We start from the raw sequence: 19,663 nt of genomic DNA, 5'->3' as shown, positions 1-19,663 counted from the left end.
TTTCACTTAAACAGCTATTTAACATAACTGTTTAAGTGTCCCTCCCTCGCGTACAAAAGCAGTGACTTGGAAAATGATTTAACAACAAACTTATCATCTTCTTTGTTTTTGTATAAGCAGCTTGAAAATTAATTTAATTTTTATGCATGCTTTTAATTTTGTGAATACTTAAATGCTTGAACCTTCTGCGTTGAGTTTACTACCACCGTTAGTGGTGGTTGTATTGGCTGTTGTATTACGCCGCCCTATTTTATCTTTACTTATTGGTGCTTTAGTTGGTTTAGTTATAGCCGATCCTGCACAGGTACTTACTAACTTTGCGAGTACATCGCTAAAAGTGATGACAGACGAAACCATTGGCTGGCTAATACTTGTATGTGGTGGCTTTGGCGCTTTAATCGCGCTATTAGTGCGCACAGGTGGCGCATCAGCTTTTGGCAAGCTAGCCCTTAAATACACTAAAGGTAAGCGTTCATCTTTGTTTATGACCTTTTGTTTGGGTGTAGTTATTTTTATTGATGACTACTTAAATGCGCTTACCGTGGGTGAAACCATGAAACGCATTACCGATAAATTTAAAGTGAGCCGTGAGATGCTTGCCTATGTTGTAGACTCTACTGCTGCACCAATTTGTGTACTTGTCCCTTTATCTACCTGGGCGGTTTTTTTTGGTGGCTTACTCGTAGATAACGGTATTGCTGAAGAAGGCAAAGGGATTGCAGTTTATATCCAAGCCATACCGTATATGTTTTATGCGTGGTTTGCAGTGCTTGTTGTTTTACTTGTTGTGCTGGGTATTATTCCTGCGATTGGTCCAATGAAAAAAGCAGAACAAATGGCGCAAATTGAGCAAGCTCAAGTCGACCCTGCTCAATACAATGACGTTCAAACAGCGGATGAATATGCAGTAAAAGCAGCTGAAGAAAACTTTGAAGATGCTGATCCTAAAGGTAAATTACGTAACTTTTTGGTGCCGATTATTTTACTGGTTGCATTTACTGTTTACTTTGAAATAGACGTATACAAAGGCTTACTAGCAACAATGGCGGTCACTCTCCCGTTTTATGCGCTACAAAAATTAATGAGCGTAAGTGAAATGATTGAGCGCATGCTTGATGGCTTTAAAAGTATGATCCCCGCTATTGGTACTGTTATAGCTGCGTTTATATTTAAAGATGTATGCGACTTAATTGGTTTGCCTCAGTTTGTTATTGGCAGCTTAAGCCCTTATATGACTGCTGCATATTTACCAGCCGTGGTATTTATTTCAATGGCTATTTTAGCGTTTGCAACAGGGTCTAGCTGGGGTATTTTTGCTGTATCAATTCCGATTGTTATGCCACTGGCAAATGCGGTTGATGCAAACATACCACTGGTCATTGGTGCGCTATTATCGGCTTCTTCTTTTGGTAGCCAAGCGTGTTTTTACTCAGATTCAACCGTACTCGCAGCGCAAGGCTCTGGTTGTAATTTAATGAGCCATGCCGTTACACAATTGCCTTACACGCTAATTGCTGCGGCATTAGCTGTTATAGGCTTTTTAATAATGGCTTAAATTTGCTTAAATAAAAACCCCAATGTAGCAATACATTGGGGTTTATTTTTAGCTGTATAAATAAAGCTTATTTTTGTAGTTTAATACCATTGTAATAGGCATCAAGCGTTGTGATTTTAGTTTGATTTGGTAAATCGGCAAAGTCACTTTCTATAAACTTAGTACCACGTAATTGCACATTTAAACGTGCCGCATTAGGATTAAGCATTGTTTGCTTGTAGTAGTCTTTTATATCTGCAAGCGTTACTTTTTCAACTTCATCAATCAGCTTTTGCTTAGAATCAAAGGTAAAATTTTCACGGTACCAATCGTTTATAAGTGGGCTCATTTCGTCACTTAAGTTTTTAGGCTGCTCTTTAAGCGATACTAGGGTTGAATTTTTAAGCTGCTCAAAAGTCTCTTCGCTCATGTTATCAAGTTCAACTGCGTATTCTTTTTTAAACTTATCAAAACGAGCTTGTATTTCTTTAGGACCTTTAACCGGTGTTTGAATATACAAACCAATTGCTGAGTAATCCTCGATTGGGCGAGCTAATGCACCTACTGCGTATGCAAGTTGCTCCTCAGTACGCATTTTATCAAACGCAACTGTTCTAAAGTGGCTTTGTAATACAGCCGCTTCTGCTTTTTGTTTGTAACCCGCAACAGGGTGAACGGTCATATCAACCACCGCTACATCGGCTACATCAATATCTTTTTGCAGTACCAGCGTTTCGCCCGGTTGTGGCAACCATGCTTTGCTTCGCGCAAATTCACTGCGTTTATGGTTGCTTGGTAATGTTGCACTTAATTCGTCTGCAATCGCGTCTATATCTTGCTGATTGTAGTTACCGTAACTAAATACGCGTAAATCGTTTTGTGCAAACGTAGCTGTTTTTAATTGTGCTAAGTCGGCAACACTCACTGAGTCAGCGGCTTTAATAAGCGCGTCTGTATCAAAACCACCTGTACGCGTTAGTTTTGAATACTCGCCAAATGCTTGTGCATACGGAAACTGTTTTTGTTGGTTTAGTAAATTACGTTTAAAGCGATCAACTGCTTGGCTAAATGCTTGTGCTGTTTCATCGGCTTTTAATCCGGTTAAAGCTTGTTTAAGCAATACATCTTGTTTATCTGTGAAACCACTCATAGATAAAACAAGACCATTACTCGGCGCAAGGCTTACACTCATACCAGCGATTGCTGCTTCGGTACTTAACTGACTTTGTTGAATATTGTATAAATCAGCCCAAACAGAATAAAGTACTTCTGCTTTAATATCGTTCAAACCTGGTTGAGTATTTATATAAACTTCGACAAGCCCTTTTGGCTGTTCTGCAAATTTTTGACTTGCTTGGCGCCATACTTTTACACCATTTTTATCGTAAGCAAGTTCTGGGTGTTTTTGCTCTTTAAATGCTTGAGTTTTTATTGCAAAATTTTCAGGCAATAAATTGTTTACAGTTGGTAGTGCTAACTTAAATTCGCTTGGTTTTTTCCAGCTGGCAATTTCATCATCGCCAATATCACTAATGCGGTATTTGCCGTCGTAAAAGTGTAGTTGCGAGTCAGTCTCTTCTTGCTGCGATACATACCAAATACGAAGAGTATCGGCATTTAACTGCTCAAGTACTTTATTTACCGCATTAGCATCAAATTTTGCATAATAGTAAGGTGCATTAATAGCGTGATTTAACGGATAGTCTTGCATGCTTTGTGTAAGTGAGCTTACATAATTAAACTCATCACCTTTTTCTAAAAACTTAAACTGGTTATTTAGTGATGTACGAATTTCGTTGAAGTACTTGCTATCAACGCCCTCTTTTTTAATTAAATCGATGTACTGCATAATAGTCGCAACTATTTCGTCACGATTTTTCATGCCTTCATCTGTAAGCTCTGCGTTTACGTTTAATGACCCGTAATTACCATATTGATTTGGTGCAGCTGAAGCTGAAAGCTGAGACCCCCACCCTTTGTCGCGAAGCAGTTGCGCTGGGCTGCCCGGCATTTCATTACTTAGTAAATACGCTACAAATCGGTTTGGTTTAAGCGCGAATTCGCTATTATTATTAGCAATGGTGAAATCAAGTTGTAGCTGTTTTACATCTTCATTTGGTGCATAAAACACGCGTTTACCGCCAGCGTTATCAAAATCAAGCTTTGCAGTTACTGTTGGTTTTTCTATGTTTTTATTTTTTATATCAGCAAAGTATTTTTGTGCTTTTTGCTCCATTTCAGCAATAGGTAAATTAGAAATAAGCGCTACTTTCATGACATTTGAAGAATAATATTTATTATAAAAATCAACCGTTTCTTTGTGAAGAGAACTATTTTCTTTGTCACCAAGTGTTTCTAGGTTACCAATTAAAAAGCGATTAGCTGGGTGATCGCCCATCATTTTACGCGCTAGTTTAAATTGACCAAAAAAGTCCATTTCGCGACGCATTGACCACTCTGCGTTTACTGCATTTTTTTCTTTGTCTGTGTATTCAGGGTATAACTTAGGTGCCTTAAAAAAGTCGGCAAAACGGTCTAGCCCTTCATCAAACGCGTCGTTATTAATTTTAAACATGTAATTAGTAATATCGAGCCAAGTATACGCATTGTGCGCGCCACCATTTTTGGTCATAAAATCAGAATACCCTTTTGTATCTGGGTAACGATCAGTGCCTAAAAACAGCATGTGTTCTAAATAATGCGCCATACCCTGTTGCGACATCGGGTCGTGTAGTAAACCTACACCTACACTTAGTGCCGCTGCTGACTTTTCAGCACCCGGATCAGACACTAAAATAACTTCAATGTCGTTTGCTAATTTAAGTGTTTTATATTCGCGGTTATCGTTAGGACTTACAACTAACGTGTCTGATAATAAAGAGGCCGGAGGCGCCACAGAAACCGAAGCTGTATTTGAACAACCACTTAAAACTGCAAGTGCGATAGCACTAAAACCAATAATCTTTTTCATTTTTGTTTTCCATTAAAAAGTATTGCGCAAAATAGCGTGCGCCAATTCAAAGCAATATAGTTAAGCTAAACTAACATTTTCAATTAATAACTTTCTACAAAATAACGCTATTTTGTGTAACACATTGTGAAAAATGTCTTCATAATCGGATATTAGTTGGGAGTCTGCCAACCTTGCGAGATTAAAAATCATTCAATATCAAAAGATACGCAAATTCTAAATAATAATAAGGAAAAACAATGGAAAAAATCATCATACTTGCCATGTTTGCACAAGTTACGCTTTCACTGGTTGTCATGCTCATTATGGGTAAAAGGCGCTTTGCAGCAGCTAAAAACAAACAATTAGATTTAAGCGATTTTAAAACAATGCAATTAGATAAGGCTGGCGACACTATTAGGGTTGCAGATAGAAACTTTTCAAATCAGTTTGAAATACCTGTGCTTTTTTACGCGGGGTGTTTACTTGCACTACAGCTAAATAGCGCCAGTACACTTGTGGCTATACTGGCCTGTTTATTTGTAGCAACACGTATTGTGCATAGTGTTATTCATTTAGGTGAAAATAACGTACGCGCACGTTTTAAAGTGTTTTTACTAGGTTGTGCTTGTGTGTTTTCAATTTGGCTTGCGATGGTTTGGCGAGTATTACTTTAAACAGCAAAGTTTAATAATAATGTGGGCGGCTGGTTTACGCCATCCACATTACCGTTAATTTTAATTATTTAGCACGTTTTAAACGAGGAACCGCAAGTAAAAAAGCACCTAAAAGCCAAATTAATCCGCCGCCAGAACTGCTACCTGAATCTGTTGATGTGTCAGAATCAATTAGCGTATTTTCAGTAACAGTAAGACCTGCGGCTGAATTAGGATCATCATCCATTACCGCCACGTTTTGAATAGTCACTAAATTAGCATTGCTAATTGTTACATCAGTGCTTGCACATTGTTCAGAAGTAATACCAACAACGGGTGTTTCACCACAGTGTACTAATGCTGCAATTTTATCTAACGTTGATTGGCTTGCTGCAGTAATTTGTCCAAACACAGTAAAGCCACCGTTTTGCGTATCAAGTGCTGCACTATTGTCTGTAATATTAAAAAACCACTGGCTTGTTGCGCTATTAGCATCACCCGATAGTTTAGCCATCGCAATGGTGCCCTTAACATTAGAAAAAACAGGCTCATTTTCTACAGCAGGCTTTGTGGTAATCGCATCTAGCGAGTCAGAAAATGTAAATCCTCCCCCTTGAATAACAAAGTTACTAACAGAGCGGTGAATTACTGTTTCGTTATATGAATCGTCTTGAACGTAACTTAAAAAATTTGCAACTGTTTTAGGTGTTTGTTGATCAAACAAGTTAATTTCTATGACACCTTGGCTCGTGTTCATTTCGACAATAGTGGCAGCACTTGTAAAGCTTGCTGCGGCGAGTACTGAGCCAAGTAAAAGTTTTTTCATGTTGTATTCCTGTTGTTATATTTTTAGATAATTGTTAATGCGTTAACACATTAATGCCATAGGCGATTAAAATCGATTCTAAAGTGCGAGTTGATACAAATTAGACCGTGTTGATAACAAATTAATTACATATACCATTACTTATATTCTTTTTAGCTATATAAATCTAATTATTTAAAATTAAATCATCTTAAGAGTATGGCTACTTTTTGTTACCTTTAAAAAACACAAAACAACAGGATCTTATAATGTCACACACTAAACATGCAATTTGCGACTTTGGTTTACACAAAGGCGAACCCTATACAAAACTGCCAGCAAGCTTTTTAACCTGGATGATAGGTACTAATCACCACAAGCGAGAGTATGCGAATACGGAGTTGAAGCGTCGTGAACGTGCTGCCACAAACCAATTAACAGCCCCTTCCAAATAAAATGTAAATAAGTACGTTTTTTTAGCATGGAACTAGTTTAAACTAGCTGCCTGATAAATTAAGTAGACCTTAATCCATAGGTATTTTATGCGTATAATTATTTTATTTTCGGTTATTTTTAGTGTACTCGGATGCACATCTCCTGCTCCTGAATCCGTGTTTAGCGCTACCCCGACTAAATATTTAACTGTTCTTCATACTAATGATAACCACGGGCGTTTTTGGCAAAACGAAAAAGGCGAATACGGTATGGCCGCTCGCAAAACGTTAATTGACTCTTTACGCAATAAAGCTCAAAAGCAAGGTCATGCAGTATTACTACTCTCTGGTGGTGATATAAATACAGGTATTCCTGAGTCAGACTTACAAAAAGCAGAGCCTGACTTTAAAGGTATGTCGCTGATTGGTTACGATGCAATGGCATTGGGTAATCACGAATTCGACAACCCTATTGATGTATTGAAGCAACAGCAAAAATGGGTGAACTTTCCTTTTCTATCAGCCAATATATTTGAAAAAGAGTCAGGCGAACACGCGTTTGATAGCTATAAAATATTCAAAAAGAATGGATTAACTATTGCTGTTATTGGTTTAACAACAACCGACACAGCTAAAATTGGTAATCCTCAGTATATTGGGCACTTAGAGTTTAAAGACCCTGTTGACGTTACAGCAAAACTAGCGAAAGAAATAAAAGCTAAGTACAACCCTGACATTACAATCGCCCTGACTCATATGGGTCATTATGTTGATGCTAGCTTTGGTATTAACGCACCCGGTGATATAACACTTGCTCGCTCACTTCCTGCAAACACGCTAGATATGATCATTGGTGGCCACTCTCAAGAACCTGTATGCATGAGCGATACAAATGTAAATGACGATAGCTTTAAACCAGGTCTTGCCTGTAAACCAGACCAACAAAACGGTACTTACATTATGCAAGCCCATGAATGGGGTAAATATGTTGGTAAAGCTGAGTTTAAGCTTGAAAACGGAAAATTAACGTTACTAGACTACAAACTGATGCCAGTTAATTTGTATGTAGATAAAGTACAAGCTGATGGCTCAACTAAAGAAGTGTTAGCAAACGAGTACATTAAACCAGACTCAAAACTTGAATCTTATTTAGCGGTATATCAAGCAAAAGGCGCTAAACAAATTGAAGGTACCATTGGTGAAGTAGATGCTCGCTTAGAAGGTGACAGAAACAAAGTTCGCTACCAACAAACAAATCTTGCACGCGTAATTATTCAAGCTCAAATGGATGTAGTGGGTGCAGACTTTGGACTAATAAGTGGTGGTGGTATTCGCAGCTCAATAGAGGCTGGTGAAGTGAGCTATAAAGATATTTTAAAAGTACATCCTTTTAAAAATCGTATTACTTACATGGATTGGCAAGGCAGTGATTTATGGGACTATTTAAATACAGTAACGAGCTTCCCACCGGATGCTGGCGCTTATTTGCAATACCATAAACTATCGTTTGAGCGTAAAAATAATCAGTTAGTTAATGTTGTTATTAACGGCCAACCTTTGAACAAAAATAAAACTTACCGTATGAGCTTAAATAGCTATAACGCATCAGGCGGTGATGGCTATCCTGCGCTTACAAATAAAAAAGGCTTTGTTAGTACAGACGAAACAGATGCCCAAGCACTTCAAGATTTTATATCAAAAAACAGCCCTCTTAAAACGGCTGAATTTACTCCTAAATAGCCTCTAATAATAGGAAAGTAACCTTGTTACTTTCCTATTATTTCAATACTGCCCTTTTTAATATTTGCCAGCCCATAACTATGCAGACGAGAGCGAGAACCCTCCCCGTATGCTTTAGGTGGATAATATAACTCTTTTTCTTCGGGATACTCGCTGAGTACTTCATCTAATGCAGCACGTACTTCGCTCAGGGTTTTTTCTAGGCTATTATTAAAGTTAGGCCTTTTTCTAACTGTATGGCCGAGTTCGACCAACCTATAAAAATACTTGTTAGCAAGCTCTAGCAGCTCCTCTGGCACATCTTTATTATGACTAAGCGCTACATCATCGTTATTTGTACAATACTCTACAAGTGCTAAATAAAAGCACAATGGCTTATTGGCTAAACACATTTTTTGTTCTGTATTACAACTACTTGATAATGTTTTATCATTAAGGTCAACAATAAGTATCAACGGCGTAGGCTCTGCAATTGATTGATGCTGTGCATTATTAAACTGCTTATTGCTCTGTTTAATAAACGCAAATTTCACCCAAAAACTAATCAACACACTTAACACTAAAAATATAAAATAGTAAATAAAATGACTCAATGCAAAGTGGGTTTGTTGGACGTTAAATACAACTAATACAAACCCATTACTAGTACTCAAACTACGTATTATTTGGTGTGAGTTTACAGGTGTTACCATCTCGTTTTTTGGTGCAATAGCAACAACTTTGAGCTCGTTCGAATTAATGTAGCTGTTTAAAGTTTTAATGTAGCTGTTAACTGCATCTTTATTACCTGAATGCTTTAGCAGCTCATTCGATAAATCGAGTAATGGTAAGTCGAGTGCTATTTGCCTCTCTACCTGCGTAATTTTTTGTTTAGCTACTTGCTGGCTTTTTTGAGTTACAGAAATATAAAAGACTGACGATAAAATAAAAAATAAACTTATAATAACAAGTAATTGCTTATACTTACTCATCACCAGCCTCCTCTTTTAAGCCTACTAAGCTGGCGCCACAGCGCCAAAATGGCTGGACGTTTTGATAGTAATGCAAACTTTGATCTTTAGACATATCAAGCAAATTTTCCTGCACTGCGCATAATAAATCAGTGTTGTTTTGCTGCATTTTTAAATACCATCTTGTTCCAGAAATATTATTACTCAATGGCGTAATATAGTTTTTTGAAAAACGTTTTTCGTCGCTCTCTTTCCAAAACGAAGCAATAATATCTACTTTTCCATTAGCGAGTAAATCACGTAATTCGTTATGAGAGCTAGCATAAGTGATTTTCAAATTGGCTAAATTAATATCCAACTCTTTAAACGTTTGCTTTGGTAAAATATGCCCTGATCGGCTGGTCGGATAATCAAGCAAACCTATGCGCTTATCTAAAAAGTATTGTTTAGTGACTCGAGGTTTTTCTTTAGAAGATATAAAAAAAGCCGTGTAGTCAGAAAAACCAACAACGGGCTGGTAGTTATAGGTCGACTCTGCTTTAAAGGCTGCCATAATATTGTTTTTAGCCAAAATTAAGTCAGCAATTCCTTTACCCACAAACTCAAAGCTGTCTGCCGTTCTATACCCCCAATACCCTTTTACAGAGCCATATTGCTTAGCCACCACGTTATCAGAGCATAACTTTTGTGTTAATAACTTAGCTATTTTTTTTGATTGCGTAAAAACAATTAATTGGCCTTTGTTACTTGTTGCAGTTGTTTGACACTCTGTTGAGGTTTCGATCATAACTGGAAAGTGTAATTCATCATTGTATACACTAACTTGACCGCAAACCCACGTAACGACCAACAATAGAAACAAAAATGTAACAATTAACATTTTGTGCAACACGATATTTTTAAAATTCAAAGCAATGCCACTCAAAAATAGACTATATAGTGCATTTGAACAATTTCGCTTACTTATTACAACAAGTAATTTTACCTGTTAAACATAACCTATTGATTTAAAAGTAATGTGAATAAGAAACTATGAATTTTAATGAGTCCTTCCTATCAACACCAAAAGTAAGGACAATTGACCGCATTAGCCTATAGCAACGCCATGAAATATTCATTAAGGAAGTTCTAATGCATAGCAATATAAAGTACTCGATATCTTCTGCGCTTTTGATTAGTGCAATATTTACAAGCACTGACTCACATGCTTGGGGTCAAAATGGCCACCGCATTGTAGGGCAGATTGCAGAATCTCATATAAGCGAAACAACTAAAGCGGCAATACAACCCTACCTTGATGGTGAATCACTTGCACAAATATCAACGTGGCCTGATGAAATGCGCTCTGCCCCTGGCGAGTTTTGGCAAAAGCAATCATCTCGTTGGCATTATATTAATGCAGCACCAGGAAAATCTTTCAGCTTCAATCACGATCACACTAAAAACAAAGAATCTGTAAGTAATATCCTAGAAGGCATTCACTATTCAATGCAAACGCTCACTGATAAAAATAGCACCTTAGATGCTAAACAGTTCAGTTTACGTTTTTTAGTACATTTGGTGGGCGATAGTCACCAACCATTTCATGCTGGTCGAAGTGAAGATAGAGGTGGCAACCGTATTAAGGTTTCATTTTTTAACGAAGAAACAAATCTTCACAGCCTTTGGGATACAAAGTTAGTTGAGAACGAGAATTTATCGTTTACTGAGTACGCACAATTTATTGATACAAATAACAGCGAGTTAATTGCTGAGTATTTACAAAGCTCACCTATAACATGGGTTGAAGAATCTCATAATTTAGCCACAAAAATTTATAAATATACCAACAACGAAATTGGTTATAGCTACATATATAACAATACTCCAATTATAAAGACGCGCTTACAACAAGCGGGTATTCGATTAGCTGGATTACTAAATGCCCTATTTGACCCTTCTGCAAAAGAGTTAGAAACGGCACTGAAAATGACGACTGACAAATAAACTGTATTAAATTTATATAACCTACACACGGGAAATCAACATTATGACTAAGCTTCGCCTTTCGAAATTAACTGGAGCGGTAATTTTAGCTCTAGGTGTTTCTACAAGCGCAATGGCTGCTGATACTTCATCTGCAATGCGTGGTAAAATTACAACGCCTTCAGGTGGCAGTGCTGCAAACGTTAAAATCAAAGTAATTCACCAACCAACGGGAACTATTAGCGAACTAACTACAAACGAAAGTGGTACGTTTATCGCTAATGGTTTACGTGTAGGTGGTCCTTACATGGTTATCATTGATTCTGATACGTTTAACGATACCACTGTTGAAAATATATACTTGAACCTTGGTGAAACTTACCGTTTAAGCTCGCAGCTTGCTCCGCTAAACATCGAAAAGATTGAAGTGTCTGGTTATAAGATTGTTCAACAATCAGGTGGCTCTAGCAGTACATTTGGCTCTGACACTATTGAAAATATGCCAAGCTTTAATCGCGACATTAAAGATATTGCGCGCTTAAACCCACTTGCCAGTATTAATGGCAATGGCGAGCTAACGTTTGCAGGTAGTAACCCTCGTACCAACGGTTTAACAGTTGACGGTATTGGTCAAAATGATGACTTTGGCTTGAACTTTGGTGGCTACCCTACTTCTCAGCCTCCTGTAGCACTTGACGCTATTGAACAAGTTTCTGTTGATGTATCTCCTTTCTCAGCTTCTAAAGGTAACTTTGGTGGCGGTACTATTAACGCAGTAACAAAGTCTGGTACGAATGAGTTTAAATTCTCTGGCTTTTATGAAATATCTACTCCTGAGATAGCTGGCGATGTTGATAATATTGTACAAGAAGACGATCTTGATGAGCTAGGTCATAAAACTTACTCTACAAATAAAGTAGAGCCGATTAAAACTGAAGAAAGATTTGGTTTTAACGTTGGTGGAGCGATTATTGAAGATGAACTGTTTTACTTTGTTAACTATGCAGAATGGTCAAGTGAATTAGATCTAGATTACGGCTTTGACGGTTCTGGTGCTTCAAATGAATTTAATACTTCTGAAGCTAACTATAATCGTTTCATTTCTATCTTAAATAATGAATACGGCTTAACTGATTCATTAGCCGGTGCGCCAGAAGATACAAACAAAAACTTGCTTGTTAAATTAAGCTGGAACGCAAGTGATGACCATCGTTTAGATTTCACTTATCAATGGCAAGACGACCAAGATGAGCGTAACTCTAGCACAGGCGGTGATAATATAGCCTTAATTTCAAGCACTTATGCATACGTAACTAAGTTTAATAACTTTTCATCTAAACTTTACTCTGATTGGACTGAAAACTTTTCAACAGAAATTGGTGTGTCGTATAAAGATGTTACCTCTGATAGCGCAACTCGCTCTAACTTAGGAAGCATTACTGTTGAGGAAGACGGTCGAAATGGTCCTTCTTACAACTTTGGTACAGATCAATACCGCCATGCAAACCGTTCAGAAACACAAAACCTAACTTTTACGTTAGACGCTACGTATTTAATGGATGAGCATGAAATAAACTTTGGAGCTCAGTACGAGTCACTTCGTTTATATAACTTGTTTGCTCAAAACTCTCTTGGAACGTGGAAATTTGATAGCTTAGAAAATTTTGAAAACCGTGAAATTGGTTCTTATGATTTCTCTTATCAGAATGCTTACACTAACGATTCAGCTGATACAGCATATGATGTAAGACGTAACCAGCTAGCACTCTACATTGAAGACACTTTTTATGTAGGTGACGATTTAGAAGTCACTGCTGGTGTTCGTTATGAGCGCTTATCATCTGATGATAAACCAACTCTAAATGAGAATTTTGCTAATACGTATGGCTTTACTAACCAAGAAAACCTTGATGGTCTAGACATTATACTTCCTCGTGTTGGCTTTAAGTACTACGTAACAGAAGCGCTTACTATTAATGGTGGTATTGGTCGTTTCCAAGGCGGTATTCCAAATGTTTGGTATAACAATTCATTCCAAAGTGATGGCATTACATTAGTATCAGCACAAAACGATGTAATTAATGATTACTATGCAAATAACACAGCTGATATTACTCAGGTTCCTGATGAAATAAAAAATACATTAGAGCAAGGTGCTGGTAGCGTTGCGTATATCGACCCTGACTTTAAATTGCCTTCAAGCATTCGCACCCAAATAGGTTTTGAATATGAGTTTGATTCTGAACTATTAGGTGATGGCTTTAAATGGCAAGCAGAAATTGCTTACCATAAAAAAGAGAATGAAGCGGTATGGCATAATTCGTCTATTAACCCAGTAGGCTTAGCTGCGGACGGCGAACGTGTTATCAATCAAAGTATTTACAGTGGCGATAATGTTGACATAGAAATGACTAATTCATCGGATGATGGTCGTTCAATTATTATTTCAACGGGTATTGCTAAACAATGGGACAATGGTCTGTTTGTATCGGCAAGCTATGCTCACCAAGATGTTACAGAATCATCAGCAGGTTCAGCTTCTCAGGCAGAAGGTAACTATAAGCACAATATTACAGTAAATCGTAATGAAGATATTGCAGCACGTGGCTTTTACGAAGTTGAGCACAGCTTTAAAATTAACTTAGCGTATAACACTGAATTTTTTGAAGGATATGCAACCAAGTTCAATGTTTATTTTGAACGTCGTTCAGGTCGCCCATTTAGTTACACAATGAATATGTATAAAGATGAAGACTTAGGTGATACTAGCTCTTTATTCACTAATGGTGCTTACTTACCTTATATCCCTACAGGTGCTGATGATCCGAATGTAAATTGGGCTGATTCTAAAATGACTTGGGCTGAGTTAGAACCGTTATTAGAGCGTGCTGGTATATCTCAACGTGGTGGGATCTTAGATAAAAATACAGCAACGCAACCTTGGGTTACTACAATGGACGTTAGCATTAAGCAAGAAATACCTGGCTTTGCTGAAGGTCACACTGGTGAGGTTTATCTAATGATTGATAATTTCGCAAACCTTCTAAACAGCGATTGGGGTGTAGAAAAACGCTTAGGTTACTCTAACCAAACTATTTATGACTTTGGTGGTCTTGATGATCAAGGTAGATATAAAATAGACAACAGTTTTGGCGGTGCGGATGTGCGTAATTACTCACAAATCAGTTCATCGTCATCAGCTTGGCAGGCTAAAGTTGGCATTAGCTACAAGTTTTAAGTCTTAATAGGTAAGTAATATCACATTAAGTTATTTGTTAACAAAACCCATTGCAAAATTGTAATGGGTTTTTTGTTTTTCACACCCCAATTTCACATGTTTGTCATAAAGCCCACGTAATATATACCCCGATATAGAGTTATTGCTCAAAAAAACACTCAAATAGACAAAAATAGTACTATTTATTAAAAATATATTGCAGTTGTATTTTATTTGTAACGAATAAATAAGGTACACTAGTAACGGATTTTGAATAAATGAACTTCAACTGTTTATTTTGCAAAATTTAAAATAAAAATATAAAAATTTAATTAATAACTACACGGGAAAATTAAATGAAAACTCAATTACGCAAAACAGCTCTTTCACTTGCTATTGCAGCATGTGTTGGTGTAAGTGGCGCTGCAATGGCTAACGAAACGACCTCTGCAATTAAAGGTCAAGTAATGGGGCCTAACGGCAACCCAGCAGCCGGCACTAAAGTAACAATTTTACACGTACCTTCTGGATCAGTAAAAACAACTGAAGTAAATGACGCTGGTTATTTCACAGCTAAAGGCCTGCGAGTTGGCGGTCCTTATAAAGTAGTTGTTGATTCAGATGTATATGCAGACCAAGAATTCAATAACATAATTCTTAATATTGGTAACGATTACCCAGTAAACGTTTCTCTTGAGTCACAATCAAGCATGGAACAAATTGTAGTTTCTGGCGCGCCAATTAGCTCTATGTCTGGTGGTACTGGTCCGGCGTCTACATTTACGCTAACTGATCTTGAAAATACGCCAGCTATTAACCGTGATTTAAAAGACATTATCCGTATCGACCCGCGTATCACAATTGATGACAGCCGAGGTTCAATTAACTGTGGTGGTGGTAACCCTCGCTACAACAGCTTAACGCTAGACGGCGTTCGTATGAACGATAACTTCGGCTTAAGCTCAAATGGTTACCCTACTATTCGCGCCCCTTTCTCTTTTGATTCAATTGAACAAGTTTCAGCTGAACTTGCACCGTTTGACGTTCAATACGGTGGTTTTACATCGTGTAACATCAACGCAGTTACCAAATCTGGTGGCAATGATGTTCATGGCGCTGTTTTCTACGATTACACTAGTGACTCTTTCAAGGGTGATAAAATTGAAGGTGATGACGTTGATAACGGTAACTATACTGAAAAACGTTACGGCTTCAACGTAGGTCTTCCACTAATTGAAGATAAACTATTTTTATTCACTTCATATGAAAAACTTGAAGGTGTTCAACAGTTTAACTACGATGGTTTAAGCAGTGGCAGTGTAACTGCTGATGATATCTCGCGTATCACAAGCATTGCTCAAACTGTATATGGTTACGATGTAGGCGGAATGCCTTCAAGTATGCCTGTTGAAGACGAAAAAATCTTAGTTAAACTAGATTGGAACATCAACGAAGATCACCGTGCAAACTTAATCTATAACTACAACGATGGTAATACTGTTTCACAGTCTGATACTGGTTCTAGCCGTGTATCACTATCTAATCACTTTTATGACCAAAGTGCAGAATTCACTTCAATAATTGCATCTGTTTACTCTGATTGGTCAGATGACTTCTCTACTGAAGTTCGTATTGGTAAGTCTGAGCTTGATGCAACAGTACAATCACTAGATGCAGCAAGCAGCTTTGGTGAAATGCAAATTCGTACCGAAGATGGTGGTACAGTTTATATTGGTCCAGATGACTCACGTCAATCTAATGACTTAGACTACGATACAACTACATTTAAAGTTGCAGGTACTTACTACCTTGATCAGCACACAATTACTGCTGGTTACGAGTTTGAAGAGTTAGATGTATTTAACTTATTCGTTCAGCATACTGAAGGTGAATACCGTTTCAACAATGTTGATGATTTTGAAAATGGTATTGCAAGTGCTGTTTACTACAACAATGCTGCTGCTACAAATGATCCAAACGATGCTGCTGCGAGTTTTTCGTACGCTCAGCATACATTTTACGTGCAAGACGAGTACTCGTTTACTGACTTAGACGCAAATATTACGTTTGGTTTACGTTACGATAAATACACCAGTGATGATGTACCTAACTTAAATCAAAACTTTACTGATCGCTATGGCTACAGTAACCAAAGTACATTTGATGGTATTGATTTAATTCAACCTCGTGTAGGCTTCCAATGGTACGCTACAGATGCACTTGAAGTACGTGCAGGTGTTGGCTTGTTCTCAGGCGGTAACCCTAACGTTTGGTTATCTAACTCTTACTCAAACGACGGCATTACTAACATTAGTGCAAACCAGTTTGGTTCTATCGACTTGTTCGCAACACCTAATGTAAATAATGGTACTCCAGGATTTGAAGTACCTCAGTCTCAATTTGATGCAGTAGCTGACACTGTAATCGGCTCAGGCGATTCACAAGCAAACGCTGTTGACCCAGACTTTGAAATCCCATCAGAGTGGAAATACTCACTTGGTGCAACGTACACAACTGAAAACGAGTACGTAATCTCTCTTGATTACTTATATTCGAAGAAGAATGACGCTGCGTTAATGCGTGACATCGCACTTCAAGATTCTGGCGAAACTACATTTGATGGCCGCCCTATTTACGAATCAATTGAAGGTCGTTCAAACGAATACTTACTAACAAATGTTAGCGGTGATAGCGGTGATTCATCAGTTATCTCATTAGCTGTAAGCAAGATGTTTGATAATGGCGTAAGCGTTAACTTTGGTTATGCATACACAGATTCTGATGATGTTAACCCAATGACAAGCTCTGTAGCTGGTTCAAACTACGGTAACATTGCACTAACTGATCCAGGTAACCCAGGTGTTGCTTCATCTGATTACGAAATCCCACATCGCTTTACTATGACTCTTGGTTATAGTCATGAGTTTGTTGATGGATTTGCTACTCGCTTTAACTTATTTGGTGAAGCATATAAAGGCTTACCATACAGCTACACGTTTGATGGAAGTGATGGTACTTTTGGTGACAACAACTGGAATGGTAACCGCCAACTATTGTATGTTCCACTTGAAAACGATCCTAACGTTGTTTACGACATGAGCGCTGCTGATATCAATGAATTCAATGATTTTATCGCATCAAATGGTTTAGAACGTGGTCAAACGACTAGCCGTAACGCTGAAAACTCAGATTGGTTTGTTAAGTTTAACTTTAAGTTAACACAAGAGCTTCCTGGTTTTATGGACGGACATAAAGGTGAAGCGTTCTTCGTAATTGATAACCTTACTAACCTGTTAAACGATGATTGGGGCGTACTTAAGAAAGGTCCTTTCGTAGGCGCTAGCATGATCGAAACATCACTTGATGATCAAGGCCGTTACGTTTACTCAGGCTTTAACGGAAATAATGCAAATACATCAGTACAAACTGATGCATCTGTATGGCAAATGCGTGTAGGTGTTCGTTACACTTTCTAATTTAGAACTGTAACCTAAAACATCTTTTAAAAGCCCACTTTGGTGGGCTTTTTTATGCCTTTAATTTGTTATTTAACTTTTCAAAAATACTCACTAGCACTTCGTATTCTTCGTTGGTTAAAGTGCTCAGTAACTGTTTTTCCCAATTTAGTGCATCGGGCGCTATATTTTCATATAAGTTTTGCCCTACTTGGCTCAGCACAAGTAAGGCCGCGCGTTTGTCTTGCTTATTTAGCTCACTTCTCACTAAACTTTTATCTATTAAAACTTTTACCGCGCGCGACACTGTCGACTTGTCCATATTTGCTTGCGCGCATAAATCCTTTGCGTTGCTTTGGCCATACTGCGCTAAATTAGCAAGTATTCGCCACTGGGGAATATTTAAACCGTACTTAGTTTGATAAACCTCGGCAAAGTCGTTACTTACACGTGTTGCTACATTCGTTAATTGATAAGGTAAAAACGTTGCTAAATCAATTTTCATTTTTAGTTATCCCAGCTTTGTAAGGTTTACTTTGGTGTTCATTAATATTTACGCAGATGCGCAGTTGCACATTTGATATTAGTCTCACTTGAGAGTATCTTAACTGAAATAAAAATAATATTAAACCAACCCCTCTCACAGGAGTCAGTAATGGCGACACAATTAAGTTATATGACCGGTTTTGGTAATGAATTTGAAACACAAGCGCTACCCGGTGCATTGCCGATAGGACAATTTAGCCCACAAAAAGTTAAATACGATTTATACACCGAGCAATTTAGTTCGACTGCATTTACGGCTCCTCGCGCTTCAAATCGCCGCACTTGGTTTTACCGCCTTCGTCCTTCGGTAGTGCAAGGTGATTACCAAGCAATTGATAACGGCCTAATAAGAACAGCCCCAATCACTGAAGCCGTAACACCACCAACAATGCTACGTTGGAATCCTATTGATATGCCTTCACAGCCTACTGACTTTATTGATGGCTTGGTAACAATGGCAGCTAATGGCAGTGCTAATGGGCAATCTGGTATTGGCATTCATGTATATGTCGCTAATCAGTCAATGCAAGGACGTTACTTTTGCAATGCCGATGGCGAAATGTTGTTTGTCCCTCAGCAAGGTGAGTTATTAATTCACACCGAGTGCGGTAAGTTAAGCATTAAACCAGGTGAAATTGCTGTAATTCCCAGAGGAATTAAGTTCGCTGTTGATTTAATTGATGATACAGCCCGTGGTTATATTTGTGAAAATTATGGCCATGCGTTAGAGCTTGCAGAGCGAGGACCTGTTGGTGCAAACGGTTACGCCAACGACAGAGACTTTCAATACCCCGTTGCTGCCTTTGAAGATAAAGAAGGTGACTTTGAGCTTGTATCTAAATTCAACGGTAATTTATTTAGCTGTGAAATTAAGCACTCTCCTTTTGATGTGGTTGCATGGACGGGTAACAGCTCCCCCTATAAATACGACTTATCGCGTTTTAATGTGATGAATACAGTAAGTTTTGATCATCCCGACCCATCTATATTCACTGTGCTAACCTCTCCTTCTGCTACTGAGGGTATGGCAAATGTCGATTTTGTGATATTTCCACCACGTTGGATGGTAGCCGAAAATACATTCCGCCCGCCGTATTATCACCGCAATATTATGAGTGAATTTATGGGCTTGATTGAGGGTGTGTATGATGCAAAAGAGCATGGTTTTGTACCTGGTGGTGCAAGTTTACACAATTGTATGTCGCCACATGGACCTGAAGCCGACGTATTTGAAAAAGCCTCAAACGCTGAGCTTACACCACAAAAATACGAAAACACATTGGCCTTTATGTTTGAGTCGCGCTATATAATTTCACCGACAAAATATGCATTAGAAGGTAGGGAACGCCAACCAAACTACACCGATTGCTGGCGTACTATTAAAAAACAATTTACAGGTTCACAGGATTAA

Annotated in this window: 13 protein-coding genes; 8 read left to right on the top strand and 5 right to left on the bottom strand. The window is 38.0% G+C overall.

All coding sequences use genetic code 11. The features are described from left to right. Positions 1-172 precede the first annotated feature (172 nt). Positions 173-1,555 carry a Na+/H+ antiporter NhaC family protein gene (locus tag I6F47_RS07395; RefSeq protein ID WP_165724927.1) on the top strand — a complete coding sequence of 461 codons (1,383 nt, stop codon included), beginning with the start codon at positions 173-175 and terminating at the stop codon, positions 1,553-1,555. Between the two features lie 67 nt (positions 1,556-1,622). Here I6F47_RS07395 and I6F47_RS07390 read toward each other — a convergent pair whose 3' ends face one another. Further along, positions 1,623-4,505 (bottom strand): insulinase family protein, encoded by a 2,883-nt coding sequence (locus I6F47_RS07390; RefSeq protein WP_197183617.1) that lies wholly within the window; start codon positions 4,503-4,505, stop codon positions 1,623-1,625. 239 nt (positions 4,506-4,744) lie between these two features. On the opposite strand from I6F47_RS07390, the gene I6F47_RS07385 reads away from it, so the two are divergent. After that, a complete protein-coding gene (locus tag I6F47_RS07385) occupies positions 4,745-5,161 on the top strand; it encodes an MAPEG family protein (RefSeq protein ID WP_024593147.1) in 417 nt (138 codons plus the stop codon). A gap of 64 nt (positions 5,162-5,225) precedes the next feature. Here I6F47_RS07385 and I6F47_RS07380 read toward each other — a convergent pair whose 3' ends face one another. Next, positions 5,226-5,966 carry a peptidylprolyl isomerase gene (locus tag I6F47_RS07380; RefSeq protein ID WP_197112705.1) on the bottom strand — a complete coding sequence of 247 codons (741 nt, stop codon included), beginning with the start codon at positions 5,964-5,966 and terminating at the stop codon, positions 5,226-5,228. A 248-nt stretch (positions 5,967-6,214) separates the two neighbouring features. On the opposite strand from I6F47_RS07380, the gene I6F47_RS07375 reads away from it, so the two are divergent. Together I6F47_RS07375 and ushA are read left to right on the top strand one after the other, a co-directional pair. Continuing rightward, a complete protein-coding gene (locus tag I6F47_RS07375) occupies positions 6,215-6,400 on the top strand; it encodes a hypothetical protein (protein ID WP_101163566.1) in 186 nt (61 codons plus the stop codon). A gap of 87 nt (positions 6,401-6,487) precedes the next feature. Beyond that, on the top strand, positions 6,488-8,119 hold the full coding sequence (gene ushA, locus I6F47_RS07370) for a bifunctional UDP-sugar hydrolase/5'-nucleotidase UshA (protein ID WP_197119943.1): 1,632 nt from the start codon (positions 6,488-6,490) through the stop codon (positions 8,117-8,119). A gap of 26 nt (positions 8,120-8,145) precedes the next feature. Here the strand turns inward: ushA and I6F47_RS07365 are convergent, their stop codons facing one another. Both I6F47_RS07365 and I6F47_RS07360 read right to left on the bottom strand, forming a co-directional pair. Further along, a complete protein-coding gene (locus I6F47_RS07365; RefSeq protein WP_197183616.1) occupies positions 8,146-9,090 on the bottom strand; it encodes a hypothetical protein in 945 nt (314 codons plus the stop codon). Further along, complete coding sequence (locus tag I6F47_RS07360) at positions 9,083-9,949, bottom strand: hypothetical protein (protein WP_029751213.1); 867 nt, start codon at positions 9,947-9,949, stop codon at positions 9,083-9,085. The genes I6F47_RS07365 and I6F47_RS07360 overlap by 8 nt, the downstream gene beginning before the upstream one ends. Before the next feature lie 251 nt (positions 9,950-10,200). Here I6F47_RS07360 and I6F47_RS07355 point away from each other — a divergent pair, with 251 nt between their 5' ends. From I6F47_RS07355 to I6F47_RS07345, 3 genes are all read left to right on the top strand, one after another. Next, positions 10,201-11,055: a S1/P1 nuclease gene (locus I6F47_RS07355; RefSeq protein ID WP_197183615.1), complete on the top strand. Its 855-nt coding sequence runs from the start codon at positions 10,201-10,203 to the stop codon at positions 11,053-11,055. Positions 11,056-11,098: 43 nt separating this feature from the next. Beyond that, the gene (locus tag I6F47_RS07350) at positions 11,099-14,272 is read left to right on the top strand and encodes a TonB-dependent receptor (RefSeq protein WP_197183614.1); all 3,174 of its coding nucleotides are present in this window, start codon (positions 11,099-11,101) and stop codon (positions 14,270-14,272) included. Between the two features lie 335 nt (positions 14,273-14,607). Further along, entirely contained in the window at positions 14,608-17,727 is a 3,120-nt protein-coding gene (locus tag I6F47_RS07345; RefSeq protein WP_197117089.1) for a TonB-dependent receptor, read from the top strand. Between the two features lie 52 nt (positions 17,728-17,779). Here I6F47_RS07345 and I6F47_RS07340 read toward each other — a convergent pair whose 3' ends face one another. Next, positions 17,780-18,211 carry a MarR family winged helix-turn-helix transcriptional regulator gene (locus I6F47_RS07340; protein WP_197117091.1) on the bottom strand — a complete coding sequence of 144 codons (432 nt, stop codon included), beginning with the start codon at positions 18,209-18,211 and terminating at the stop codon, positions 17,780-17,782. A 150-nt stretch (positions 18,212-18,361) separates the two neighbouring features. On the opposite strand from I6F47_RS07340, the gene hmgA reads away from it, so the two are divergent. After that, positions 18,362-19,663 (top strand): homogentisate 1,2-dioxygenase, encoded by a 1,302-nt coding sequence (gene hmgA, locus I6F47_RS07335; RefSeq protein ID WP_197117093.1) that lies wholly within the window; start codon positions 18,362-18,364, stop codon positions 19,661-19,663.

Origin of the sequence: Pseudoalteromonas sp. NZS37 (assembly GCF_015864265.1) — a bacterium.
Taxonomy (GTDB): Bacteria; Pseudomonadota; Gammaproteobacteria; order Enterobacterales; family Alteromonadaceae; genus Pseudoalteromonas; species Pseudoalteromonas arctica.
Note: the sequence above shows the minus strand (reverse complement) of the source record. Positions and strands in the feature narration are given on the sequence as shown.